We start from the raw sequence: 21,293 nt of genomic DNA on the forward strand, positions 1-21,293 counted from the left end.
TGTAAGCCAGCAGCACCAGGAATGCTGCCGGCCGAGAGGTCAACGTGCCAATTGAGGTGAGCACGCTCGTGATCGGGCGAGTTGCCATCATCAAGAACTTTCGACTGCAACGCAGGTTCCCGTTGTGCCAAGCTCTACAATGCATGCCGGCGGAGCGCCAAGCAGTGGTGGGAGCGCATGTTCCATTCCAAGCGGCGTTCGATCATCTTTTTTAGGAGCAGCCTGCGAGCATTCTCTATCTCACCATTTCGGCAGCAACGATCACCGTGGTTTGTGTTCCTCGATTGCGCGTTCGATAGCCTTTACGCGTCTCACCCAAGCGAAGGTCGGCAGTCTGGAAATCGTCTGATGGCCGCGCCACTGACAGTCTCCGAAGCCGACAGTTCCTCAACACGGGTTCGGGCGTCCAGCCGTGTGAAGATGCAATCGCTTCCAGTTCGGCGGCGGTTTGCGTCGTCGGCGCCCGCCAAACGGTGAGTACCCCGCAGCCGTGAGCGAGGCGGCCCATCAAATGACCGAAGATGTTGTCGCTCGACATCGCTGCATCGTACTTCAGCTGCCGAACCTCACGATTTGAGCTTCTATTGTGCAGCTTGCATCCGGAACCAAAGTCTGAGGAGCAAGTTTGGCCGTGATGCCGAAGTTTGGCATGGCCATTCAAGGAAGGAAAATCCGATGAAAGTACAATGTGGGACGACGGCAGCTGCCGCTGCTTTGGTCATGTTAAGCTTGCCGGCGCTGGCCCAGACGAGTGGGACACCGGAGCTTAAGCCGCCGCCGCAGCAGTCTGGATCCACACCACTGCCAGGCCCTAACAAACAGACAGAAGACCAGACGCGTGAGATGATGCGGCAGATGATGGACGAGATGTTACAGGACAAGCTGCAGGGAGATCGCGGCCCCGAAGAAAGGCTTCCGCATCGGCAAGATTGGCACCGGGACATAGGGCAAGGGCCGCACGATGGGGACAGGATAGCTCGAAAGCCTGATCGCATGGGGCCTCGCATGATGCACGCGGCCAGGATGAAAATAATGTTTGCGATAATGGACGCCGACGGCGATGGAGCACTTTCGCAGAGCGAGATCCAGGATGTGATCGGGAGGATATTTGACGTCGTCGACGAGAACGGCGATGGCAGGATTGATTTGGAGGAGATTGAATCCTTCTCACATAGTCGCGGAAGTGGAGAGATGCAGTAGCACTTCGAACTTAGGCGCTTTTTTGGACGCTATCCCTAGCATCGGTTGGTAGTATGCCCGGCTGGTCGATCGGACCTCCACACCGATGCGAGCATGCTCGTGCAGTGACCCGAAGCAGGCAAGCGTCTCTTCAATTCGTGGAACGTGCCAGATGCCGAAGTGCCTCGGCGCTTCCAGCAAGGTTTCATGAATTGGCTCAGTTCCGCACCCTGATGGGCGGCTGGTGCAGGCAAAGCACGTCTATTCAAATGCAGGACTGCACAAAACCCGGCGCAAGCCGAACATCCGCCTCACACACCCGACCTTGCGCGTCTCCGATGCCGCGGCGGCGCGGACTCGCCACGACTGATCAGATAATTCGCGACGATTCTCCTGTGGCAGCGCCACCAAAGCGTTTCCGAGCACATGATGGCGCACCGCTGCTGCCTGCCGACGGACAAACGAACCTTAACGGAGACTTTCATGGGCAAAAATCAGCATGTCGTACCTCGCGACGGTCAGTGGGCGGTGCTCGGCGCCGGCAATAACCGCGCCACTTCGCTTCATCCGACCCAAGCCGGTGCGGTCGCCTCGGCAAGAGACATCGCCATCAACCAGCACAGCGAGGTGGTGATCCATCGCCCCAACGGGCAGATCCGCGACTCGAACTCTTACGGCAACGATCCCTTCCCGCCGCGCGGTTAGCGGCTTCAACACAAGGATATCCTGCGCACGTAAAAATAGGCGCTCTTCTTTCTTATCAGACCAGCGACTTTTGCCACCCAAAACCACCCAAATGTTGGAGCCAATGTTGGAACCATACAGGGCGGAAAGCGCTTGGAAACAGCAGTTTGTAGGATTTACAAGGGGTCTAGAGGACGATGGTGGGCCCGGAGGGACTCGAACCCCCAACCAAGCGGTTATGAGCCGCCGGCTCTAACCATTGAGCTACAGGCCCCACGCGGGCTGGATTAATGTTTTTCGCATCGCGGCACAAGGCTTTCCGGGACCGCTGGTCACAATCGTCCAAATCAGCCCATAATCGCGCCATAAGGAGCCGCGTGCGCCCGCTGGGCGCGGATATGCTTACCCGAGGAGATTTCATGACCAGACCTCTTTTGCCCCTCGCACTCGCCGCCGCCATCGCCTTTCCGGCGCTGGCCGCGGCCGCTGAGTCGCCGACACCGCCCCGTATCGTGGTTTCGGGCGAAGGGGCGGCGACCGTAGCGCCCGACCTGGCGGTCCTGACGCTCAGCGTCATGCGCGAAGCCAAGACGGCGCGCGCCGCACTGGATGCCAACAACGACGCCATGGCGGCCGTGATCGCCGCGATGAAGTCGGCCGGCATCAAGGACCGCGACCTCCAGACCGCGGGCATCCAGATCAATCCGCGCTATAACTACACAAACAAGCCCGACGGCGGCCAGGAGGCCGAATTGATTGCCTACCAGGTAACCAACACGCTGTCGGTGCGCGTGCGCGATGTCGACAAGACCGGCGAGATCCTCGACAAGGCGGTATCGCTGGGCGTCAACCAGGGCGGCGGCATCGTCTTCACCAACGACAATCCGGCTGCCACCGTCACCGAAGCGCGCAAAAAGGCGGTGGCCGATGCCATGGCCAAGGCCAAGACGCTGGCGGAAGCCGCCGGCGTCAGCATAGGCCGGGTGATCGAAATCACTGACCAGAACATCGCGCCGCCACCGATGCCGATCAACGCCAAGGCCTTCGACGCGGCCGTCGGTGCTGCTCCGGTGCAGGCCGGCGAGAACGCCTACAATGTCCAGGTCACCGTTACCTTCGAACTGAAATAAGCGTCTTCGATGGTCCATGGCCGAGCCCGACCCTGAACCGTCCGCCGTGGTGCATGAAAAACCCGCGGGATCGCTCCCGCGGGTTTTTTGAGCCGCATTCTTCCCGAAGGAAAGCGGCTCCACTACTCCAGACCGACCTTCGCAGAAGGTCGTGTCTCCAGACTGATCCTGAAAGGATCGATCTTCGCAGAGGGTGGGTGTCTGCCGACTGACCCCGCAGAGGATCATGCCGCTACCAACCCTCGCAGAAGGTCGCGCCTTAAGAGGCTCAGCGGTTGATGATCGGGCAACCACGCTCATTGGCGAACACGATGACGACGCGGTCGCCATACTGGCGGCCCATCACCTTGACCGTGCGGCGGCTGACGTCGACGACGCGGGCACGGTGCAGCCCCATGCGTTCGGCCTTGTTCAGGGCCCAGTCGGGCGAACAGCCGCGGCGCCAGTCGTCGCGGCGTTCATCGCGGCGGTGGCGATAGCCGTCATCGCCGGCATAGACGCCGAAGCGCGGATCGTTGTTGTTGCCGAAGCCCAGGTAAAGGCTGTCGGCATGGGCGGGAACGGCCGCCAGCGTGCCGAGGCCGACGAGGGCCGAAAGGGCTGCCGTTTTCACCGAGTTGAACATGGTCTTCTCTCCTTGTTGCGGGCTCTCGCCCGTCCTCTTGAAATCGATGATGGGAGAATGCACCCGCCTGTCTGAACTATTTACGAACCTGCCGTTCATCGGCGGTTCATGTGGCGGAAAAAGGAAGCTTCTACGGGTTTTCCAACAATGTGCCCCAAACGTCTCGCATGGTTCCTGGTTCCTGCGCGCCCTTGCGGACACCGGCCTCAGGGCTCGTCATCCCGATGCGAGCTATGGTTCCTCGTCCCGATGCGAGCTTATGGCTCGTCGTCAAGCATATAGTCGAAATAATCCTCCGGCTCGGCCAGATCCGTCTCGTTGGCCTTGACCCGGCCGCGCATCGACATGCCGGCCTCATGCACCGTCTCGGCACTGCCCGACACCAGACGGTGCCACCAGTAGAGATCGTGCCCCTCCGCGACCAGCCGGTAGGCGCAGGTGCTGGGCAGCCAACTGATGGTGCGTACATTTTGCGGCGTCAGCCCGACGCAATCGGGAACGCGCGCCAGCCGGTTGTGATAGTCCGAACAGCGGCATGTCTGCGCGTCGAACAGGCGGCAGCCGACGCTGGTCCAGTAGATGTCGCCAGTATCCTCGTCCTCGAGCTTCGACAGGCAGCATTTGCCGCAGCCGTCGCAGAGCGATTCCCACTCGGCCGGGCTCATTGCTTCCAGCGTCTTTGTTTTCCAGAACGGCGTTTCCATCTCCGGCATGTGGCCCCAGCCGCCGCGAAGGTCAAGCAGGGCAAAGGCTGGAATGGGGCGGCACCCCCGTCGAAAGACATGAAGTTGCCTTCAAAAGGCCGGCCAATCGCCCCGTACGGTCCCTAACCATGAGCCGCCGGAACCAATTTCGTTAAAATCGGTTTCGGCAAGGATGGGACCCCACAAGGAGAATTTCGATGAAACGCCAACCACGGATTCTGGCAGGCACCGCACTCGGCCTGCTGATAGCATCCGCGCCGTTGGGCGCATCCCCGCTTCAGGGAAGTGCCGCGTTCGGCCCCATGCGAGACAGCGCAATGCCGCTGGTCCTGGCCCAGGACACCCAGACTGACGATGCACAGCAGAGCGACCAGGAACTGCTACGCAAGAAGAAGCGCGATCAGCAACAACAGCAGACCGAACAGGCACCCGCACAGCAGTCCGCGCCAGCCGCCGAGGAACAACAGCCACGCAGGAAGAAGCGCGATCAGCAGCAGGTCGAGCAGGCGCCGGCTGGTGAAGCCGCGCCCGCTGTCGAGGAACAACAACCGCGCAGGAAGAAGCGCGATCAGCAACAGCAGACCGAACAGGCCCCCGCGCAGCAGGCCGCACCAGCTGCCGAGGAACAACAGCCGCGCAGGAAGAAGCGCGACCAGCAGCAGCAGACCGAGCAGGCGCCAGCCGGTGAGGCAGCACCCGCCACCGAGGAACAGCAGCCGCGCAGGAAGAAGCGCGACCAACAACAGCAGACCGAACAGGCACCGGCGGGCCAAACGGAACCTGCCAACGACAACCAGCGCAAGAAGCGCAAACAGGAGCAGCAGGCCGAGCCCAGCGCCGTGCCGACACCGAAGGAAGCACCTGCCGCAGAAGCACCCAAGGCAGAACCGGCACCCTCAGGCGAGAGGCCGGCAGCCCAGGGCGAACAACCCCAGGACAAGAGGAAAAAGAACGCCAGACAACCGGCTAGCGAGCAGCCGGCGAATGGCGAACAGCAGCCGGCCAATGGCGAACAACAGCAAACCGGCAGGCAGCCTGCAACGGGCGAGCAGCCGGCCACGGGTGAACAGCCGGCCACGGGTGAACAGCCCAGTGCCGGCAAGGCCGCGCCTGTCCAGGGGCAAAACCCCGAGCAGGCCGAGACGCCCGCCGACAAGAACGCTGCCCCCATTCTCGACAGCCAGAAGGATGCCAGACGCCGCGGCCGCGGCGAGAACGGCCAGGCCAGCAGGAACCCCGCCAACCAGAATGGCGAGCAGCAAAATGGCGAGCAGCAGAATGGTGGGCAAAACGCCCGGCAGGGCGGTGCTCAGGGCCGCCAACCCGCGGTCGCTCCCGTCGACCAGGGTCCGCCCCCGACCGACGATAGAGCTGCTCAGCAGGAGATCAAACCGGAAAAAATCGTCCCGGTTACCGAGGAGAAGGGCAAACGCCTCGAGCGCGCACCGGACGAGAACATCCGCGACCGCCGCCGCCCCAAGGGTGTCGACGTGCTCAAGGAGATCGGCGATCGCGTCATCATTCAGCTCAACGATCAGACATACGTTCAGAGCAGTGACCGGCCGCGCCTGACCCGCGGCGCCAAGGATGTCTACTATGAGGATCTGTCGCAAGGCCGCACGCGCGAGACAGTCGAGCGCGACAACGGCGTGCAGATCGTCACCATCCGCAACCGCTACGGCGACATCATCCAGCGGTCGCGCATCATGCCCGACGGTCATGAGTATGTGTTGAGCTATGTCGACGAACGAAGCTACGACGACGATAACGATTGGCGCGATCCGGGCGACGACCTACCACCGATGCGGCTGACCATTCCGCGCCGGGACTACATCCTTGACTCCGAAGAGGTCGAAAGCCCGGACGACTACTACACCTTCCTCGAGCAACCGCCGGTGGAGAAGGTGCAGCGCCTCTATTCGATCAACGAGGTCAAGCGTTCCGCACGGGTGCGCGACATTGCCCGACGCATCGATCTTGACACGCTGAACTTCGAATTCGGCTCTTCCTCGATCTCCGATGCCGAGGTGCAGAAGCTCGAGGGTGTCGCCACGGCCATGGAGAAGCTGTTGAAGAAGAACCCGGCCGAGACCTTCCTTATCGAAGGCCACACCGACGCTGTCGGCACACCGGAGGCGAACCTCGCTCTGTCGGACCGCCGCGCCGAAGCGGTGGCCGAAGCGCTGACCAACGCCTTCGGCATACCGCCTGAAAACCTGACCACGCAGGGCTATGGCGAGGAATATCTGAAGGTCGACACCTCAGGCCCCAACCGCGAGAACCGGCGTGTCGCCATCCGCCGCATCACCTCGCTGGTGGCGCCGGTGGCGAGCAACAACTGACCACGATCCGGGAGCCGGAAACCGGCTTTCGGAAAAGATCATGGTCGATCAAATTTCTGCATTTCCAGACGCTTGAGCAGGCTTCTGGAATCGGATCGGTAAAAGGCCCATCCCGGTTTCGCCGGGATGGGTGAGATCGCGGCAACGGCCCAAGTTCAACAAGAATTGTCCTGGTGTTAGATCCCGCTCATTGAATCGCGAGATGGCCTACCCCAGATTCAGGATCGGGCGTTCCCTGCCCCGTCCCGACTCCAGCGGGACGCACTGAGCCCCGCCGGCCCTCTCCGGCGGGGCTTTTTGCTTAGAGCAACTCCAGGAATGTCTGAAACCGAGTTCCATCCGGAATTTGCGCCTCGATACATCTTTAGAAAGCCGTCCTGATCTTCGTGTCGGAATTGGCAAACACCTCGTCCGGGACAAAAAAGTCGCCGGCCAGCGGCCCGGCCGCACCCGGCGCATACACCGAAAAATCGCTGATCCCCTCGGCGCGCAGCACTTCCTCGTCGATGTAGAAATTGCCGGTCGCTTCGCGTGATGGCCGCATGAAGATGGCATGCGCGGCATCGGCCATGATTTCGGGCGAACGGCTCATCGCGGCCACCGTCGCGCCGCCCAGAAGATTGCGCACCGCCGCGGTATCGATGGTCGAGATCGGCCACAGCGAATTGACCGCGATGCCGTCCTTGGCGAACTCCGCGCTCATGCCCAGCGTGCACATGGACATGCCGAACTTGGCCATGGTGTAGGCGACATGGTTCTTGAACCACTTGGCCTTCATGTCGAGCGGCGGCGCCAGATTCAAGATATGAGGATTCCCGGCCAACTTCAGATGCGGAATGCACATTTTGGAAACGAGAAACGTGCCGCGCGTGTTGATCTGGTGCATCAGGTCGTAACGCTTCATGTCGGTTTCCAGCGTGCCGGTGAGCTGGATGGCGCTGGCATTGTTGACACAGATATCGATGCCGCCGAATTTTTCGACCGTCTTGGACACCGCTTCGGCCACTTGCGCCTCCTCGCGAATGTCGCACAGGACCGGCAACGCCTTGCCGCCGGCTTGCTCGATCTCTTCAGCGGCGGTGTAGATCGTGCCCGGCAGCTTCGGATGTGGCTCAGCGGTCTTGGCCGCGATCGTCACATTGGCGCCGTCGCGCGCGGCGCGCAAAGCGATCGCGAGCCCGATGCCGCGCGACCCGCCGGAGATGAACAGCGTCTTTCCCTTGAGCGACATTTTTCCTCCGCTTGCATTGTCCGGTGGCGCGATCCTTGCCTGTGGCGGTCCCGGATACAAGAGCTTGCGGCGGCAGGCCATGCTGACGCTGCGGAGGGTCCATTCGTTGGCGATGATCGTCAATTCCGGCTGAGACGTCACCTCAGACCAACACCAGCCCCTGCCGCATGGCAATGGCGATGGCATCCGTTCGGTTGGCGGCGCCGAGCTTGATCAGGATCGCTGCGACGTGGAACTTCGCCGTATGCACGGAAATGTCGAGCCGCCGCGCGATCACCTTGTTGGGCGCGCCTTCGGCCAGCAGCGCCAGCACTTCCGCTTCTCGCGGCGACAGCGCCGGGCGGGCGGCATGCTCGTCGGGATGCTCCTCGTCGAAAAGGCCGTCGCCGCCAATATCGCCGCCGTGGAAATCATCGCGGCGGCCAGGAACGGATCCGCTGTCGCCAAAGACGCGGTAGCCGGCCGCCGCCAGCCTGGCGGCGGCCGCAATCAGCATTGCATCCGCCGCCGTCGGCAGCACGGCGAACACCTGCCCCTGCGGCCGTGCCAGACCGGCCTGCGAAGACAACAGCACCCGCGCGGTCGCGGCGGGAACGGCGTCGCCCTCCCCTGTTCCCGCACCCGTGGGGCCGGCGGTCTCGTCGACGATGGCGACATCGACCGCTTCGCTGCTGCCCGGCGTCACCGGCAGCAGATCGTCGGTCGCGGCAAGCGACGCGGACAGCCGCTCGGCGCGCGCGGCATCACCGAGCGCGACCAGCACGACCAGCTGCCGCTCGCCGGTGCTGCTTTGCGTCATCTTGCCTGTCGCGATCGCGTCCATTAATCCTCTCAGCTGAGCGGCTTTTCGCCGACCGTCAGCGCCACGTCGCGCTGTTCTCCGCCGCGCACGACACCGAGCGTAACCGAAGCTCCGGCACTGTCGGGGCCGAGCCTGCGGATCAGCTCGCGCGGGCCGCTCACCGCCTCGCCGTTCCAGGCGACGATGATGTCGCCGAGGGAAAGGCCGGCGGCCTTGGCCGGACCGTTGTCATCAAGGCTCATGACGATGGCGCCGCGGGCCTCGCCGTCACGGATCGGATGCAGACCGGCGCCGAGATAGCCGCGGGCGACATGGCCTTTTTCGCGCAGCGTTGCGACCGCTCGCTCGATCGTCTCGTAAGGCATGACCAGCGCGCGGCCGCGCGGCCCGAACAACAGCATGCCGATCAGCGCGCCCTTGGCATCGAGCACCGGGCCGCCCTCGAAACGGCCGCCGGCGCCCACCGCCAGGTTGATGCGCCGGTCGATGGTGCCGCCGCGCATTGAGCGCCAGGCCGGGCCGACTTCGCCGACCGAGCCCGAAACTGCCAACGCCGAACCCCGGCTGTTGCCGATGGCGACGGCAATGTTGCCGGGCCGCACCGCATCCGCCCTGGCCAACGGCTCGGCATTGGTAGCACCGGCCGGCTTGAGCAGGGCGACGCCGGTCGAGGGATCGCGGCCGACAAGATCGGCCTTCACCGTCTCGCCCGAAGCCAGCGTCAGCTCGATCTCCTCGCCGGCCTCGACGGCTTCCTCGGCGGCAACGAAGTAGCCGTCGCGCCAATGGAAAGCGCTCGCTGTGCGATGATTGTGGGTGGTGAAGCTCGCGGTCGCCGGTGCCGCCTTGGCTGCCAGATCGGCAATGGCTTCCGAAAAGGCACTTAGATTGAATTCGCTCATAACAGTCTCCTGGGTTCATCCATGCCCCAGATATCGCGCGGCAGCGCGCTTGGAGATACTCGCCTGACGGCTAGTCGGCCGGGCGACTGGCCATCTGGTCAGGTCGCGGCGGATGAAGCCGCTCCGCACATATAGTCATCGTTGCGCCTGAAAACATGGAGCCTGCCAATGGCCGTTGCTGCCGCCAAATTCCAATCCGACGACGCGCTGCTCGACGCCTACTCGACGACGGTGGCCGATGCTGTCGACCGCATCGGCCCGGCTGTCTGCCGCATCGAGCGCATCGGTGGCCAGGGCGGGCATGGGTCGGGCTTCGTCATTGCGCATGATGGGCTCGTCGTCACCAACTTCCACGTCGTCGGCGATGCCAGAACGGTGCGCGTATCGATGCCCGACGGCGCCTCCAGCGAAGGCCGCGTGCTCGGCCGCGACGCCGACACCGACATCGCGCTGGTGCGCGCCGACGGCAGCTTTGCCGATGTCGCGCCGCTGGGCGATTCCAAGCGCCTGCGGCGCGGCCAGATCGCCATAGCCATCGGCAACCCGCTCGGCTTCGAATGGACCGTCACCTCGGGCGTCGTCTCGGCGCTCGGCCGCTCGATGCGCGCTTCCACCGGGCGGCTGATCGACGACGTCATCCAGACCGACGCCGCGCTCAACCCCGGCAATTCCGGCGGACCCTTGGTATCCTCGGCGGGCGAGGTGATCGGCGTCAACACCGCCATGATCCATGGTGCGCAAGGCATTGCCTTTGCCGTCGCCTCCAACACCGCCAATTTCGTCATTTCGGAGATCATCCGTTTCGGCCGCGTCCGTCGCGCCTTCATCGGGGTGTCGGCCGACACCGTCAACCTGCCCCGTCGCGCAGCCCTTCTGTCACAAGTATCGAGCAAGACCGCGGTTCGGCTGCGCGGCGTCGAGAAGGAGGGCCCTGCGGCCAAGGCCGGCCTCAGGGAAGGCGATATCGTCGCCGCGATAGACGGCCGACCGGTCACCGGCGTCGACGACCTGGTGCGTTTGCTCGACGCCGAGCGGATCGGCCGCGAGACGCGGTGCACGGTGGTGCGCCGCACCGGTGTCAGCCAGGTGACAGTGACGCCAGTGGCAAGGGCTGGTTGAGGGTTTCCACTCAGGCGCTCACTGCACCCTGCGCATACTGTGCCAGGAATTCCTCGCTTGGCGGGATCGGCTTGATGACATCGATCAGGACGCCGTTGGGATCCCTGGTGATGAAATGGCGCTGGCCAAAAGGCTCGTCGCGCAGGGACCGAAGGATGGGCAGGCCGGCGGCTGTGATCCGCTCATAGACCGCATCGGGATCACGGACTTCGAAGTTGATCAGCAGGCCCGAGCTCCGACCCCGTCCCTCTTCCGGGATCGTCTCATGGTCGCCTTGCACGATACCGAGATTGACGCGCTTGCTCTCCACCGATTGCAGATGCACGTACCAGTCGCTCGTAAACAGCGGCCCGAAGGCGAAATGTTCGACATAGAACGCCGCTGTGCCGGCAACGTCCCCGGTCATCAGCACCGGATAATAGCTGGTCGTCTTCATCTTTCCTTCTCCCGTCAAGCAACATACAGTCTGCATGTAAATTGAATTAACATACAGGCTGCATGTATGCAACAGAGATCAGCGCGCCGTTCCAACCGTGACCGCACCGAGGCGACACGCGCCGATCTGATCGCCGCGGCGCGAAAACTGTTCATCGAAAAATCCTACGCCGAGACCGGCACACCAGAGATCGTCGCCGCGGCCGGCGTGACGCGCGGCGCGCTCTACCACCACTTCTCCGACAAGCAGGCGCTGTTCGGCGCCGTCGTCGAGCAGGAGGCAGAGGCCGTGGCGCGGGAGATCGAGGGCGCAGCGCCGCCTTCGCTCAATGCCCGCGACGCGCTCATTGCCGGCTCCGACGCCTATCTTGCCGCCATGCGCGCGCCCGGCCGCACGCGGCTCCTGCTGCTCGACGGCCCGGCCGTGCTCGGCCGCGCCGAAATGGACGCCATCGACAACCGCCATGGCAATCGCTCGCTGCGCGAAGGGCTGGTCGCGGCGATGCGGGCGCGGACCATAAAGAAGCTTCCGGCCGAAGCGACGACCGCCCTGCTCGCCGCCGCCTTCGACCGCGCGGCACTTGCCATTGAGGCGGGCGGTTCGGCCGAAGACTACCGCACCGTTCTCACGGCACTGATCGATGGGTTGTCCCGCGCGTGATCCGAGGCTTCCCGCCGATGAGATCCAGGGCAAAGGTTGGAATCAAATCTGTGCGCTGGAAATTTCCGGCTCTTCGTCGGGCACCTCGCCCGGCTCGAACTCGTTGAAGCAGCCAAGTTGGCGCTTGAACTGGTCGATCAGCCAGGCCGCCGCCGGCTTCGGGCTGCGGTCGGCGCGGTGCATGGCATAGAGCGGCGAACGCACCTCCCTGAAAGGCTCGAGGTCGAGTTCCACGAGACGGCCGGTAGCCAGATCGTCAGCGATCAGCCAACGCGGCAGCCCGCCCCAGCCCAGCCCCTCACGCATCAACATATGTTTGGTGCGCAGGTCCGTCAGTCGCCAGGTTCGGTAGGCGAAGACGCCAAAATCGCGCCCCTTGGTACGCTCGGACTGGTCGGTGACGACGAGTTGTGTGTGTTCGCGCGCGTCCTCGATCGCGACCGGTTTGGGCAGCAGCGCCAGCGGGTGGGTGGGCGCGGCCGCCAGCACTATCGACATGAAGCCTATGCCCACCAGGTGGACGTCGACATCGCCCAGCAGGCCGCCAATGCCGAGATCGGCCTGGCCACCGACAACATGGTCGGGGATTACGCCGAGTGTGCCGATGTGCAGGCGCAGCATCACGGTCGGAAATTGCGCCTCGAACGCCTTGAGCACCCGCACCAGCACTGGCGAAGGCAGCGCCGCATCCACCGACAGCGCGACTTCCGCCTCCAGCCCCCGATGGTGACCATCGACGCGCGAGCGTATGCGGTGCAGCACGCTGATCATCCGCCGCGCGTCTTCCAGCATCGCCCGACCGATCTCGGTCAGCTGCGGCTCTCGCGTGCCCTCGCGCTCGAACAGCTTCAGCCCGAGTTGCGCCTCGAGATTGGCGATGCCGTAGCTGATGACGGATTGCGCCCGGTTGAGCTTGCGGCCGGCGGCGGAAAAACTGCCGGTGTCGGCAACGGCCACGAGGATCTGAAGCTGGTCGAGTGTCGGATTAGGCTGCATCATCGTATCTAATTAATGGATGGATCATATATAAAATATACCGGTTTATCTGATGGGTTAATAGCCCATATGTAGCGGGACAGTCCAATTCCACTGGAGAGACCCAACATGTCCATTCTTCTCGTCACGTCGAGCCCGCGCGGCGCTGCCTCGCACTCGACCCGTATCGCCACCGAATTCGCTCAGAAGCTGCTCGCAGCCGACCCGTCGAACACGCTTGTCGTGCGCGACCTTGTCGCCAATCCGCTGCCGCATATCGATACCGACTATGCGACCGGCATATATACGCCTGCCGAAGCCCGCACGCCGCGTCAGGCCGAAGTGGTCGGAGTCTCGGATGCCGTGCTCGACGAACTGTTTGCCGCCGACACGGTGATCCTGGCGACAGGCTTCATCAACTTCAACATCTCCTCGACGCTGAAGTCCTGGGTCGACCATGTCGCCCGTTCCGGAAAAACCTTTGCTTACGGCGAAAACGGCCCCAAAGGCCTCGTCACCGGCAAGAAGGTCTATATCGTGCTGGCATCCGGCGGCATCTACTCGGAAGGCGCGGCTGTGCAGTTCGATCACGCCGTTCCTTATTTGCGCTCGGTGCTCGGCTTCATCGGCATGACCGACGTCGACGTCATCCGCATCGAAGGCGTCGCCAAGGGTCCTGACGCAGTCAGCGAAGCGCTCGCCAAGGCAACCGCCAAGGTCGACGCCGTGGTGGCTGCCAGCCGGGATGTCGCGGCAGCCGCGTAAAAGCTCTGATTGCCAACCAGATCGAAGGCAGGCGCCCGCGCCTGCCTTTTTTGGCCTATCCAATGATGTGCCGCAGCAGTCCCGCCGAAGCGACCCCGATCAGCACGGTCGGCAGCATCGAAAATCGCGTGGCGGCAATCAGCGTGACGGCCAGAGCCAGAAGATCGGCCGGGTTTTTCGAGACGAAGGCAGGCGCGATCACCGAGATCAGCACGCAGCCGGGCGCCGCCTCCATCACGGCCGTTGCCCGCGCGCTGAGCACCCGATTGCGCAGCACGACATAGCCGCCGACGCGGCTGAGGTACGTGACACCGGCCATCAGCACGATGGTGAGAAGCGTCTGCGCGTCGATCATGCCTCATCCCTCCACAACAGCCAGGCCGAGACCAGCCCCGCCAGCGCGCCCGCCGCTACATACCAGGCGCCGGGAACGAAAAGGTAGGTCAGCGCCGCGATGATCAGACTGACCAGCCACGGCCGCGCAGCGGCAACATCCTTCCACATGCCGCGCAGCAGTACCAGGAAGACGGCCGCGAACGCCATGTCGAAGCCGTAGGTCTCGGCTTCGCCCAGCACCGGCCCGAGCAAGGCGCCAATTGTGGTGAAGGCCACCCAGGTCAGGTACATCGCCACTGCCGCGCCCATATAGTAGCGCGGGCTGAAGGCTGGCGCGACGCCGTCGGCGGCGCGCCGTTTGGCGTCGGCCAGGCCGAGCGCCCAGCTTTCGTCGCACATGAAGAACAGCGCGGAAAACGCCTTGCGCCGCGGCAGGTCGCGCAGGAACGGCGCCAGTGCCGCCCCCATCAGGAGATGGCGGCTGTTGACCAGGAAGGTAATGGCGACGATGAGCAGGACATGCGGCGGCGACGTCCACAGCTGGATCGCCGCGAATTCCGAGCCGCCGGCGAAGTTCAGTCCCGTCAGCAGCGACAGTTCTGCGGTGCTGAGCCCCCTTTGTGTGGCCTGTGCACCAAGCACCAGCGCATAAGGGATGGTGCCGAACAGCACGGGCGCGCAGGAGGCCACGCCGCGCCGGAACTCGGAGTTCAGTCCGCCGCCCGCCGCCGATCTGGTCTCTGCAATGCTCATGATCTTCCTCCGGCCGCGCCGCGCGGCCGCCTCTGCCGGTTCCGTTGGATGCCGCTGATGTCAGGGCAACCATAGCCGCCAGGCCTCGCAATTTGGTTGCGAAGATTGTTGTCTTTTACCAGATTTTGGCATCTTATGCCATGAATCAACAGATAAACGGAATTTAGAGCCATGAAACTTGACGAGATCGACAGGCGCATCCTGCGGGCACTGCAGCGCGACGGGCGCATGGCCAACAATGAACTGGCCGCTGAAGTCGGCCTGTCGCCGTCGCCGTGCCTGCGTCGCGTCAAGCTCCTGGAGGAGGCCGGCGTCATCGACCGCTACGTCGCAGTGCTCAATCCGGCCCGCATCGGCAAGGGCCTGACCTTCTTCACCCGCATCTGGCTGAAAGCGCAGGACGAAGACACGATCGAGCATTTCGCCACCGAAGTGGCCAAGCTGCCGCAGGTGATGGAATGTTATCTGATGCTCGGCGACTGCGACGCCATGGTGCGCGTGGTGGCGGCCGGCATCGACGACTACCGCCGCTTCCAGTCGGAACATCTCAGCCGCATCAGGGGCGTGCAGAACGTCAAGACCGACGTTCCCAGCCAGACCATCAAATACACATCGGAACTGCCGATCTAGGCGCCGGGGAATGGCCCATCCCGGACTGGATAAAAAATGCAACCGGATTGTAGGATTGGTGCCGGCGCCGGCGTCCTTCGGACGCAAGCGGCAGGCCAAGTCAGGCCGTGCCGCACAACAAATGCCTTACGGCATGGGAGAAAACCATGAACCTTTCCTATCGTTGGGTCATTGTCGCGGCCGGCGCGCTGATGTCCTGTGTCGCCATCGGCACCATGTTTTCGCTGGCGATCTTCCTCGAGCCGATGGCGCTCGATACCGGTTGGTCACGCGCCGGCATATCGAGCGCGATGACGCTCAATTTCCTGGTCATGGGCCTTGGCGGCTTCGCCTGGGGCGCGCTGTCGGACCGCTTCGGCGCCCGCATCGTCGTCACGATCGGCGCGTTGCTTCTCGGCCTGGCCTTGGTGCTGGCCAGCCGCGCGGGCTCGCTTATCACCTTCCAGATCACCTTTGGCGTGCTCGTCGGGCTCGCGGCCAGCGCCTTCTTCGCACCGATGATCGCGCTTACAACAGGCTGGTTCGACACCAATCGCGGCCTTGCCGTGTCGCTGGTCTCGGCCGGCATGGGCGTCGCGCCGATGACGATCTCGCCCTTCGCCCGCTGGCTGATCTCGGCCTATGAATGGCGCACCGCCATGTTCGACATCGGCATCATGGCTTGGGTGCTGCTCCTGCCGGCGGTGCTTCTGGTGCGCCAGCCACCGAAGCCTGTCGTGACCGACACCGGCTCCTCGCCGGTTGCCGAGGGCGCCGGCCTGAGCGTCGGCCAAGCGCTGCGCTCGCCGCAATTCATCGTGCTGGGGCTGACCTTCTTCGCCTGCTGCGCGGCGCATTCGGGGCCGATTTTCCACATGGTCAGCTATGCCATGCTGTGCGGCGTGGCGCCCATGGCCGCCGTCTCGATCTACAGCGTCGAGGGCCTTGCCGGGCTTGGCGGGCGTCTGCTCTATGGCGTGCTCGCCGACAGGCTTGGCGTCAAGCCGGTGCTGATCGCCGGCTTGTTGATCCAGGCCGTGGTGATCGCCGCCTATCTCTCGGTCAGCCAGCTCGACCAGTTCTACATGCTGGCCGTCATCTTCGGCGCCACCTATGGCGGCGTCATGCCCCTCTACGCGGTGCTGGCGCGCGAATATTTCGGCCAGCGCATCCTGGGCACCGTGTTCGGCGCCGCGACCATGCTGTCCAGCCTCGGCATGGCGCTCGGCCCGCTGGCCGGCGGCATGGTGTTCGACGCCTACGCCAACTACCATTGGCTGTTCATCGGTTCGGCCCTCATCGGGCTGGGTGCGGCAGGCATCGCCATCGCCTTCCCGCCACTGCCGCGCAGAGCGTTGCAGCCGGCATAGCGGAGCAAACGAAAGGGCCGGCCCAGGATCTGGGCCGGCCCTCGGGTCTGTCGAATTCTTGAGCTGTTCGTCGGCGCCTACCCGAACATCCGCTCGCCCTGCTCGTCGACGAGCTGGATGCCCTTCTTGATCGAGATGTCGACGGCATCGTCCAACCCGGCGAAGCGGTCGGCGCGGATGAATCTGTGTTCCTTCAGGACGCCGTCGACATCCTTGGAGACGACGCCGCAGGTCTGGTACTGGCCATCGGCCTTGTAGGGCGTGGCGCTGATCGTGAAACCCTTGTGCTCGACCTGCTTGGCCGGTGCGGCGCTCTTTGGCTCGGCCGCTTCATCACCGCCACCGCCGAAAAGACGCTTCAGAAAAGACATCGGACTTCCTCCAACAGCATTCATCCCGCACCACATAATGTGGCGCGGGATGAATTTCACTATCGCTCCTTGCCTGAACGGGCAAGGGCCGTGCCGGTTGGACCGAAGCCGGGTTATTTGCGCGACAGCGCTTCGAGCGCCGCGGCGGCGTCTTCGAGGATGCTCATCGCCTCGGCCTGCTTGTCCGCCGGCGCATCGACGATGTCGCTCAGCGCGGCGCGCAGCCGGTGGCGCAGCGCACGGAATTCGTCGCGCTTTTCCGAACGGCCGCCTCGGCCGTCGCGCCGATCCTCGCTATCGTCGTTCCAGCCGAACCAGTCGCGCGCCTTGGCCATCTTGCGGCCGAAGCGCTCGAGATGGTCTAGCACGCCGTCGATCATCTCACGGTTGTCGGCAAGATGCGCCTGCCCGGCCTCGGTGATCGAAAACACCTTCTTGTTGCCTTCGCTCGAGGACACGGCATAGCCTGCCTCTTCCAGGAAGGTCAGCGTCGGGTAGACCACGCCCGGGCTCGGGCTGTAGATGCCGCTGGTGCGCTCCTCCAAGGCCTTGATGATGTCATAGCCATGGCGTGGCGCCTCGGCCAGCAGCGACAGCGTGATCAGCTTGAGGTCGCCGTCGGCCAGCATGCGCCCGGCGCGGAACATGTCGCCCGGGCCGCCGCGTCCGCCGCCCCTGCCATGGCCGAACGGGCCAAAGCCGCCGCCCCCGCCTCTGCCGCCAAATTTGCCGGCCATGTGCATGAAGACGCGCTCGGCGCGATCGCCAAAATGATTGTGTCTGTGCATTGATTGCTCCTTGAGTTCTATCTTACGATATATCTTAGCTAGGCGCACGCCAGCATGGAGTCAAGATATATCTTACGATGTATCGGGCCGGAAGCGAACAGCATCTGTCGGACGCCGACCCGCCGGTCGCGCGCGAACATCTTCACCATGGTTGGAGTAGCCGGCGTTACCAGCGGCCATTGCGTCGGTTCCAGGCATAGAGCAGGTCGGCAAAGCGGTCGTAGCCGAAGCGAGCGAGCGGCAGGGTAAGGGCGTTGCCGAGCAACTTTGCCAGCCAGCCCTCGCCCGGCGTCAGCGCCCACACGGCGATGGCGACATCGGCGCCGACCAGTAGCCTGCCCTGAGCATCGGTCGCGTGCAGCCGGCGGCGGATGTCTTCCAGCGAAGCGCCAAATCCGGCCAGTGCTTCCGGTTCATGATTGATGTCGCGAAATTCGATCCGCCCGGCCTTGATCGCCTCGATCAGCCGCCGCTTCTGCCTGGCAATTCCGGCATCACAGACCGGGCAGCGCGTGTTGTACCAGACGGTCAGCAAGGGCCTGGTTCTGCTGTCGATCACTTCAGGCCCATCACCGTCTTCGGCCCGACGCATTTGTTGTCGCGAAACAGCTCCCACTCTTCGCACAGCCGCCGATTGGGCAAGCGGCAAAATCCATATTCATTGCCAGCCTTGTCCTTCTTGATCACCAGGCGCCCGCCGATCTCTCCGCAATGGACCGATGCGGGATTGGACATGCCGACCGGTTTTTGCGGGGCAGTGTGGGCATCGATCGGCATCGACGACCACGCGGCAAGGCTGATAGCCAATATCGAAACTTTCTTCATCGCGATCTCCGCTCGCTGCACTCTATCACGATGGAGCGCACCGTCTTGCCGCAAGGCGCCGTCGAGCCGGCACCTGCTCATCGGCTCCGGAACGTCCGATTTGCATCATCCAAGCGACGAGATGATCTCGCGGTAAGCAAGCTCCGGGAAAGCCTTCAGGGTCCGTGACTTGACGTTGCCGCCCGCGGCCAGCATCAGCGCGAAACGCGCCAGCACCGCATCGTCGGGCGCTTCGACCACCGCCACCATGTCGAATTCCCCCATGGTCAGGTAGAACGACTTGAACGATCCCCCCATCTCGCCCAGTTGCGTCTTGGCGGCATCGAGGCGCTTGGGGGATTCGCGCACGTTCTTCGCGCCCTGCTCGGTCCAGTTCATCAGCATGATGTAAGTCGTCATGGCACGCCTCCTCCGGGGCCACGGAGCACGGTGCTCAGGCCATGCGATGTCGACACGGCCTCGACCGGGGCGGGCTTCCCGGGCTGTCGCCCAGAAAAATGCATCCGACACGAAATTATCCTCCCTAACGGCGCGTGCCGCAATGGCGAGCGCCAAAGAAAAAGGGCGCCACGATGGGCGCCCTTGATCTCTTCGCAATCGGTAGGCCTCAGCTATCCAGGAAGCTTCTGAGCTTGCGCGAGCGGCTCGGGTGCTTGAGCTTGCGCAACGCCTTGGCTTCGATCTGGCGGATACGCTCGCGGGTGACCGAGAACTGCTGGCCGACTTCCTCAAGCGTATGGTCGGTGTTCATGCCGATGCCGAAGCGCATGCGCAGCACACGCTCCTCGCGCGGCGTCAGCGAGGCGAGCACGCGCGTGGTGGTCTCGCGCAGATTGGCCTGGATCGCCGCGTCGATCGGCAGGATCGCCATCTTGTCCTCGATGAAGTCGCCCAGATGCGAATCCTCCTCGTCGCCGACCGGCGTTTCGAGCGAGATCGGCTCCTTGGCGATCTTCAGCACCTTGCGCACTTTTTCGAGCGGCATTGCGAGCTTCTCGGCCAGTTCCTCCGGCGTCGGCTCGCGGCCGATCTCGTGCAGCATCTGGCGCGAGGTGCGCACGATCTTGTTGATCGTCTCGATCATGTGCACCGGAATGCGAATGGTGCGCGCCTGGTCGGCGATCGAACGCGTGATCGCCTGCCTGATCCACCATGTCGCGTAGGTCGAGAACTTGTAGCCGCGGCGATACTCGAATTTGTCGACGGCCTTCATCAGGCCGATATTGCCTTCCTGGATCAGGTCGAGGAACTGCAGGCCGCGATTGGTGTATTTCTTGGCGATGGAGATGACGAGGCGCAGATTGGCCTCGACCATTTCCTTCTTGGCGATCGCCGCTTCGCGCTCGCCCTTCTGCACCTGGTTGACGATCTTGCGGAATTCCAGGATCGAGATGGCCGTTTCCGTGGCCAGATTCTGGATCTCGGCGCGCAGATCCCTGATCGCGTCCTTCTCGTTCTTGGTGAACTCCTTCCAGCCGCGCGAGGTCAGATTGGCGATCGAGCGCGTCCAGTTCGGGTCGAGCTCGGAGCCCTGATATTCCTTCAGGAACTCCTCGCGGCGCACGCCATAGCTTTCGGCGAGACGCAGAAGCTTGCCCTCGTTCTGCACCAGGCGCTTGTTGATGTCGTAGAGCTGCTCGACGAGCGCCTCGATGCGCGCCGTGTTGAGCGACAGCGACTTCACCGCCTTGATGAGCTGATCCTTCAGCTCCTTCAAGCGGCGGTCCTGACTGGGCGACAGCGTGCCGGCCGCGGCCAGCCGGTTCTCGACCTGCTGATCCTGCAGCTTGCGCAGCTTCTTGTAGGTGTCGGCGATGACGTCGAGCGTTTCCATGACCTGCGGGCGCAGCTCGGCTTCCATTGCCGCCAGCGACAGGCTGGCCTCGTCCTCGTCCTCCTCGTCGTCATCCCCGATGCCGCGCGTGTCAGCGCCGACATTGGTGATGTCGTCTTCATCGTCGCGTCCGCGGCGCGGCTTTTCCTCGACCTTAGGCGCTTCCTCGACGCGCTCCACCACTGGCGCCTGCTTGGCCTCGGGGCCGGCATAGGTGGCTTCGAGGTCGATGATCTCGCGCAGCAGGATCTTGGATTCGTTGAGCTCGTCGCGCCAGATGATGATGGCCTGGAAGGTCAGCGGGCTTTCGCACAGGCCCGCGATCATCGTCTCGCGGCCGGCCTCGATGCGCTTGGCGATGGCGATTTCGCCCTCGCGCGACAACAACTCGACCGAACCCATTTCGCGCAGGTACATGCGCACCGGATCGTCGGTGCGGTCGGTCGGCTCTTTCTTCGTGGTTGTGGCGGCGACGGCGGTGCCGGTCTGCTCGGCCAGCTCGTTGGCGTCTTCCTCGGCATCCGCCGCGGTGTCGCCGGCCTCGGCCTCTTCGCCCTGCTCGTCGTCCTCGACGACGTTGATGCCCATGTCGGACAGCATCGCCATCGTGTCCTCGATCTGCTCGGAGGTCACTTCCTCGGAGGGCAGCACCGAATTCAGCTCGTCCATGGTGACATAGCCGCGCTTCTTGGCGGCCTTGATCATCTTCTTGACAGCATCATCGGAAAGGTCGAGCAGAGGGCCATCGGTGGCGCCTTCGCGTTCGGTCTCGACCTCTTCCTTTTCCTTTGTCGCCATAGTCTTTATCTTCTCCTAGCGGCCCGACATCGAGGCCGCGCAAGCTGTCGGACCG

24 protein-coding genes, 1 tRNA gene and 2 pseudogenes are annotated in these 21,293 nt (G+C 63.6%); 9 read left to right on the plus strand and 18 right to left on the minus strand.

Annotated features, from left to right (window positions below; genetic code table 11):
* Window positions 1–267 precede the first annotated feature (267 nt).
* Window positions 268–454, minus strand: a pseudogene (locus FJ953_RS30820) (serine/threonine protein kinase); the annotation flags it as partial.
* A 221-nt stretch (window positions 455–675) separates the two neighbouring features.
* Between FJ953_RS30820 and FJ953_RS09135 the strand changes: the two are divergent.
* Complete coding sequence (locus tag FJ953_RS09135) at window positions 676–1,200, plus strand: EF-hand domain-containing protein (protein ID WP_140495889.1); 525 nt, start codon at window positions 676–678, stop codon at window positions 1,198–1,200.
* 332 nt (window positions 1,201–1,532) lie between these two features.
* Here FJ953_RS09135 and FJ953_RS30825 read toward each other — a convergent pair.
* Window positions 1,533–1,637 (minus strand): annotated as a pseudogene (locus FJ953_RS30825) (DUF488 family protein); the annotation flags it as partial.
* Window positions 1,638–1,662: 25 nt separating this feature from the next.
* Here FJ953_RS30825 and FJ953_RS09145 point away from each other — a divergent pair.
* Complete coding sequence (locus FJ953_RS09145; protein ID WP_140495891.1) at window positions 1,663–1,884, plus strand: DUF2188 domain-containing protein; 222 nt, start codon at window positions 1,663–1,665, stop codon at window positions 1,882–1,884.
* Window positions 1,885–2,061: 177 nt separating this feature from the next.
* Here FJ953_RS09145 and FJ953_RS09150 read toward each other — a convergent pair.
* Window positions 2,062–2,137 (minus strand) — tRNA-Ile (locus FJ953_RS09150).
* A 145-nt stretch (window positions 2,138–2,282) separates the two neighbouring features.
* Here FJ953_RS09150 and FJ953_RS09155 point away from each other — a divergent pair.
* Window positions 2,283–2,993 (plus strand): SIMPL domain-containing protein, encoded by a 711-nt coding sequence (locus tag FJ953_RS09155; RefSeq protein WP_140524832.1) that lies wholly within the window; start codon window positions 2,283–2,285, stop codon window positions 2,991–2,993.
* A 268-nt stretch (window positions 2,994–3,261) separates the two neighbouring features.
* On the opposite strand, the gene FJ953_RS09160 is transcribed toward FJ953_RS09155, so the two are convergent.
* Window positions 3,262–3,618, minus strand: coding sequence for a hypothetical protein (locus FJ953_RS09160; protein ID WP_140516721.1), 357 nt, complete (start codon window positions 3,616–3,618; stop codon window positions 3,262–3,264).
* A 257-nt stretch (window positions 3,619–3,875) separates the two neighbouring features.
* Window positions 3,876–4,322 carry a YcgN family cysteine cluster protein gene (locus FJ953_RS09165; protein WP_140524949.1) on the minus strand — a complete coding sequence of 149 codons (447 nt, stop codon included), beginning with the start codon at window positions 4,320–4,322 and terminating at the stop codon, window positions 3,876–3,878.
* Between the two features lie 197 nt (window positions 4,323–4,519).
* On the opposite strand from FJ953_RS09165, the gene FJ953_RS09170 reads away from it, so the two are divergent.
* A complete protein-coding gene (locus FJ953_RS09170) occupies window positions 4,520–6,664 on the plus strand; it encodes an OmpA family protein (protein WP_140624054.1) in 2,145 nt (714 codons plus the stop codon).
* 364 nt (window positions 6,665–7,028) lie between these two features.
* On the opposite strand, the gene FJ953_RS09175 is transcribed toward FJ953_RS09170, so the two are convergent.
* From FJ953_RS09175 to FJ953_RS09185, 3 genes are all read right to left on the minus strand, one after another.
* Window positions 7,029–7,895, minus strand: a complete 867-nt coding sequence (locus tag FJ953_RS09175; protein WP_140495895.1) for an NAD(P)-dependent oxidoreductase — start codon at window positions 7,893–7,895, stop codon at window positions 7,029–7,031.
* Window positions 7,896–8,037: 142 nt separating this feature from the next.
* Window positions 8,038–8,718, minus strand: coding sequence for a helix-turn-helix transcriptional regulator (locus tag FJ953_RS09180; RefSeq protein ID WP_140624056.1), 681 nt, complete (start codon window positions 8,716–8,718; stop codon window positions 8,038–8,040).
* Between the two features lie 8 nt (window positions 8,719–8,726).
* Window positions 8,727–9,599, minus strand: coding sequence for a S1C family serine protease (locus FJ953_RS09185; RefSeq protein WP_140495897.1), 873 nt, complete (start codon window positions 9,597–9,599; stop codon window positions 8,727–8,729).
* 168 nt (window positions 9,600–9,767) lie between these two features.
* Here FJ953_RS09185 and FJ953_RS09190 point away from each other — a divergent pair, with 168 nt between their 5' ends.
* Window positions 9,768–10,718, plus strand: a complete 951-nt coding sequence (locus FJ953_RS09190) for a trypsin-like peptidase domain-containing protein (protein WP_140581996.1) — start codon at window positions 9,768–9,770, stop codon at window positions 10,716–10,718.
* A 10-nt stretch (window positions 10,719–10,728) separates the two neighbouring features.
* Here FJ953_RS09190 and FJ953_RS09195 read toward each other — a convergent pair whose 3' ends face one another.
* The gene (locus tag FJ953_RS09195; RefSeq protein ID WP_140624058.1) at window positions 10,729–11,154 is read right to left on the minus strand and encodes a VOC family protein; all 426 of its coding nucleotides are present in this window, start codon (window positions 11,152–11,154) and stop codon (window positions 10,729–10,731) included.
* Window positions 11,155–11,220: 66 nt separating this feature from the next.
* Between FJ953_RS09195 and FJ953_RS09200 the strand changes: the two genes are divergently transcribed.
* The gene (locus FJ953_RS09200; protein ID WP_140555972.1) at window positions 11,221–11,814 is read left to right on the plus strand and encodes a TetR/AcrR family transcriptional regulator; all 594 of its coding nucleotides are present in this window, start codon (window positions 11,221–11,223) and stop codon (window positions 11,812–11,814) included.
* 42 nt (window positions 11,815–11,856) lie between these two features.
* Here FJ953_RS09200 and FJ953_RS09205 read toward each other — a convergent pair whose 3' ends face one another.
* Window positions 11,857–12,810 carry a LysR family transcriptional regulator gene (locus FJ953_RS09205; RefSeq protein WP_140560664.1) on the minus strand — a complete coding sequence of 318 codons (954 nt, stop codon included), beginning with the start codon at window positions 12,808–12,810 and terminating at the stop codon, window positions 11,857–11,859.
* Between the two features lie 108 nt (window positions 12,811–12,918).
* On the opposite strand from FJ953_RS09205, the gene FJ953_RS09210 reads away from it, so the two are divergent.
* Entirely contained in the window at window positions 12,919–13,554 is a 636-nt protein-coding gene (locus FJ953_RS09210; protein ID WP_140495902.1) for an FMN-dependent NADH-azoreductase, read from the plus strand.
* A gap of 55 nt (window positions 13,555–13,609) precedes the next feature.
* Here FJ953_RS09210 and FJ953_RS09215 read toward each other — a convergent pair whose 3' ends face one another.
* Together FJ953_RS09215 and FJ953_RS09220 are read right to left on the minus strand one after the other, a co-directional pair.
* Window positions 13,610–13,909 (minus strand): AzlD family protein, encoded by a 300-nt coding sequence (locus tag FJ953_RS09215; protein WP_140495903.1) that lies wholly within the window; start codon window positions 13,907–13,909, stop codon window positions 13,610–13,612.
* Window positions 13,906–14,643, minus strand: a complete 738-nt coding sequence (locus tag FJ953_RS09220) for an AzlC family ABC transporter permease (protein WP_140555975.1) — start codon at window positions 14,641–14,643, stop codon at window positions 13,906–13,908. Before FJ953_RS09220 ends, FJ953_RS09215 begins: the two co-directional genes overlap by 4 nt.
* A gap of 171 nt (window positions 14,644–14,814) precedes the next feature.
* On the opposite strand from FJ953_RS09220, the gene FJ953_RS09225 reads away from it, so the two are divergent.
* Window positions 14,815–15,273 carry an Lrp/AsnC family transcriptional regulator gene (locus FJ953_RS09225; protein ID WP_140524836.1) on the plus strand — a complete coding sequence of 153 codons (459 nt, stop codon included), beginning with the start codon at window positions 14,815–14,817 and terminating at the stop codon, window positions 15,271–15,273.
* 146 nt (window positions 15,274–15,419) lie between these two features.
* Window positions 15,420–16,622 carry an MFS transporter gene (locus tag FJ953_RS09230; RefSeq protein ID WP_140560661.1) on the plus strand — a complete coding sequence of 401 codons (1,203 nt, stop codon included), beginning with the start codon at window positions 15,420–15,422 and terminating at the stop codon, window positions 16,620–16,622.
* Between the two features lie 77 nt (window positions 16,623–16,699).
* Here the strand turns inward: FJ953_RS09230 and FJ953_RS09235 are convergent, their stop codons facing one another.
* The 6 genes from FJ953_RS09235 to rpoD form a co-directional block, all read right to left on the minus strand.
* Complete coding sequence (locus FJ953_RS09235; protein WP_140495907.1) at window positions 16,700–16,993, minus strand: HlyU family transcriptional regulator; 294 nt, start codon at window positions 16,991–16,993, stop codon at window positions 16,700–16,702.
* Window positions 16,994–17,106: 113 nt separating this feature from the next.
* On the minus strand, window positions 17,107–17,781 hold the full coding sequence (locus tag FJ953_RS09240) for a PadR family transcriptional regulator (RefSeq protein WP_140555979.1): 675 nt from the start codon (window positions 17,779–17,781) through the stop codon (window positions 17,107–17,109).
* A 166-nt stretch (window positions 17,782–17,947) separates the two neighbouring features.
* A complete protein-coding gene (locus FJ953_RS09245; RefSeq protein WP_140496404.1) occupies window positions 17,948–18,316 on the minus strand; it encodes a DCC1-like thiol-disulfide oxidoreductase family protein in 369 nt (122 codons plus the stop codon).
* Between the two features lie 20 nt (window positions 18,317–18,336).
* Window positions 18,337–18,606, minus strand: a complete 270-nt coding sequence (locus FJ953_RS09250) for a DUF333 domain-containing protein (protein ID WP_140495909.1) — start codon at window positions 18,604–18,606, stop codon at window positions 18,337–18,339.
* A gap of 105 nt (window positions 18,607–18,711) precedes the next feature.
* Window positions 18,712–19,005 (minus strand): GYD domain-containing protein, encoded by a 294-nt coding sequence (locus FJ953_RS09255; protein WP_140495910.1) that lies wholly within the window; start codon window positions 19,003–19,005, stop codon window positions 18,712–18,714.
* Window positions 19,006–19,213: 208 nt separating this feature from the next.
* Window positions 19,214–21,238: an RNA polymerase sigma factor RpoD gene (rpoD, locus tag FJ953_RS09260; RefSeq protein WP_140495911.1), complete on the minus strand. Its 2,025-nt coding sequence runs from the start codon at window positions 21,236–21,238 to the stop codon at window positions 19,214–19,216.
* Window positions 21,239–21,293: the final 55 nt, after the last annotated feature.

The sequence above is a fragment of the Mesorhizobium sp. B2-3-6 genome, from assembly GCF_006442305.1.
Taxonomy (GTDB): domain Bacteria; phylum Pseudomonadota; class Alphaproteobacteria; order Rhizobiales; family Rhizobiaceae; genus Mesorhizobium.

Bases quoted from the DNA above. Each gene is read 5' to 3' on its own strand.
- FJ953_RS09160 (WP_140516721.1), bottom strand. From the start codon at position 3,618: ATGTTCAACTCGGTGAAAACGGCAGCCCTTTCGGCCCTCGTCGGCCTC.
- FJ953_RS09225 (WP_140524836.1), top strand. From the start codon at position 14,815: ATGAAACTTGACGAGATCGACAGGCGCATCCTGCGGGCACTGCAGCGC.
- FJ953_RS09155 (WP_140524832.1), top strand. From the start codon at position 2,283: ATGACCAGACCTCTTTTGCCCCTCGCACTCGCCGCCGCCATCGCCTTT.
- FJ953_RS09255 (WP_140495910.1), bottom strand. From the start codon at position 19,005: ATGACGACTTACATCATGCTGATGAACTGGACCGAGCAGGGCGCGAAG.
- FJ953_RS09135 (WP_140495889.1), top strand. From the start codon at position 676: ATGAAAGTACAATGTGGGACGACGGCAGCTGCCGCTGCTTTGGTCATG.
- FJ953_RS09185 (WP_140495897.1), bottom strand. From the start codon at position 9,599: ATGAGCGAATTCAATCTAAGTGCCTTTTCGGAAGCCATTGCCGATCTG.
- FJ953_RS09235 (WP_140495907.1), bottom strand. From the start codon at position 16,993: ATGTCTTTTCTGAAGCGTCTTTTCGGCGGTGGCGGTGATGAAGCGGCC.
- FJ953_RS09210 (WP_140495902.1), top strand. From the start codon at position 12,919: ATGTCCATTCTTCTCGTCACGTCGAGCCCGCGCGGCGCTGCCTCGCAC.
- FJ953_RS09230 (WP_140560661.1), top strand. From the start codon at position 15,420: ATGAACCTTTCCTATCGTTGGGTCATTGTCGCGGCCGGCGCGCTGATG.
- FJ953_RS09170 (WP_140624054.1), top strand. From the start codon at position 4,520: ATGAAACGCCAACCACGGATTCTGGCAGGCACCGCACTCGGCCTGCTG.
- FJ953_RS09240 (WP_140555979.1), bottom strand. From the start codon at position 17,781: ATGCACAGACACAATCATTTTGGCGATCGCGCCGAGCGCGTCTTCATG.
- FJ953_RS09165 (WP_140524949.1), bottom strand. From the start codon at position 4,322: ATGGAAACGCCGTTCTGGAAAACAAAGACGCTGGAAGCAATGAGCCCG.
- FJ953_RS09180 (WP_140624056.1), bottom strand. From the start codon at position 8,718: ATGGACGCGATCGCGACAGGCAAGATGACGCAAAGCAGCACCGGCGAG.
- FJ953_RS09200 (WP_140555972.1), top strand. From the start codon at position 11,221: ATGCAACAGAGATCAGCGCGCCGTTCCAACCGTGACCGCACCGAGGCG.
- rpoD (WP_140495911.1), bottom strand. From the start codon at position 21,238: ATGGCGACAAAGGAAAAGGAAGAGGTCGAGACCGAACGCGAAGGCGCC.
- FJ953_RS09175 (WP_140495895.1), bottom strand. From the start codon at position 7,895: ATGTCGCTCAAGGGAAAGACGCTGTTCATCTCCGGCGGGTCGCGCGGC.
- FJ953_RS09220 (WP_140555975.1), bottom strand. From the start codon at position 14,643: ATGAGCATTGCAGAGACCAGATCGGCGGCGGGCGGCGGACTGAACTCC.
- FJ953_RS09205 (WP_140560664.1), bottom strand. From the start codon at position 12,810: ATGCAGCCTAATCCGACACTCGACCAGCTTCAGATCCTCGTGGCCGTT.
- FJ953_RS09190 (WP_140581996.1), top strand. From the start codon at position 9,768: ATGGCCGTTGCTGCCGCCAAATTCCAATCCGACGACGCGCTGCTCGAC.
- FJ953_RS09250 (WP_140495909.1), bottom strand. From the start codon at position 18,606: ATGAAGAAAGTTTCGATATTGGCTATCAGCCTTGCCGCGTGGTCGTCG.
- FJ953_RS09215 (WP_140495903.1), bottom strand. From the start codon at position 13,909: ATGATCGACGCGCAGACGCTTCTCACCATCGTGCTGATGGCCGGTGTC.
- FJ953_RS09145 (WP_140495891.1), top strand. From the start codon at position 1,663: ATGGGCAAAAATCAGCATGTCGTACCTCGCGACGGTCAGTGGGCGGTG.
- FJ953_RS09195 (WP_140624058.1), bottom strand. From the start codon at position 11,154: ATGAAGACGACCAGCTATTATCCGGTGCTGATGACCGGGGACGTTGCC.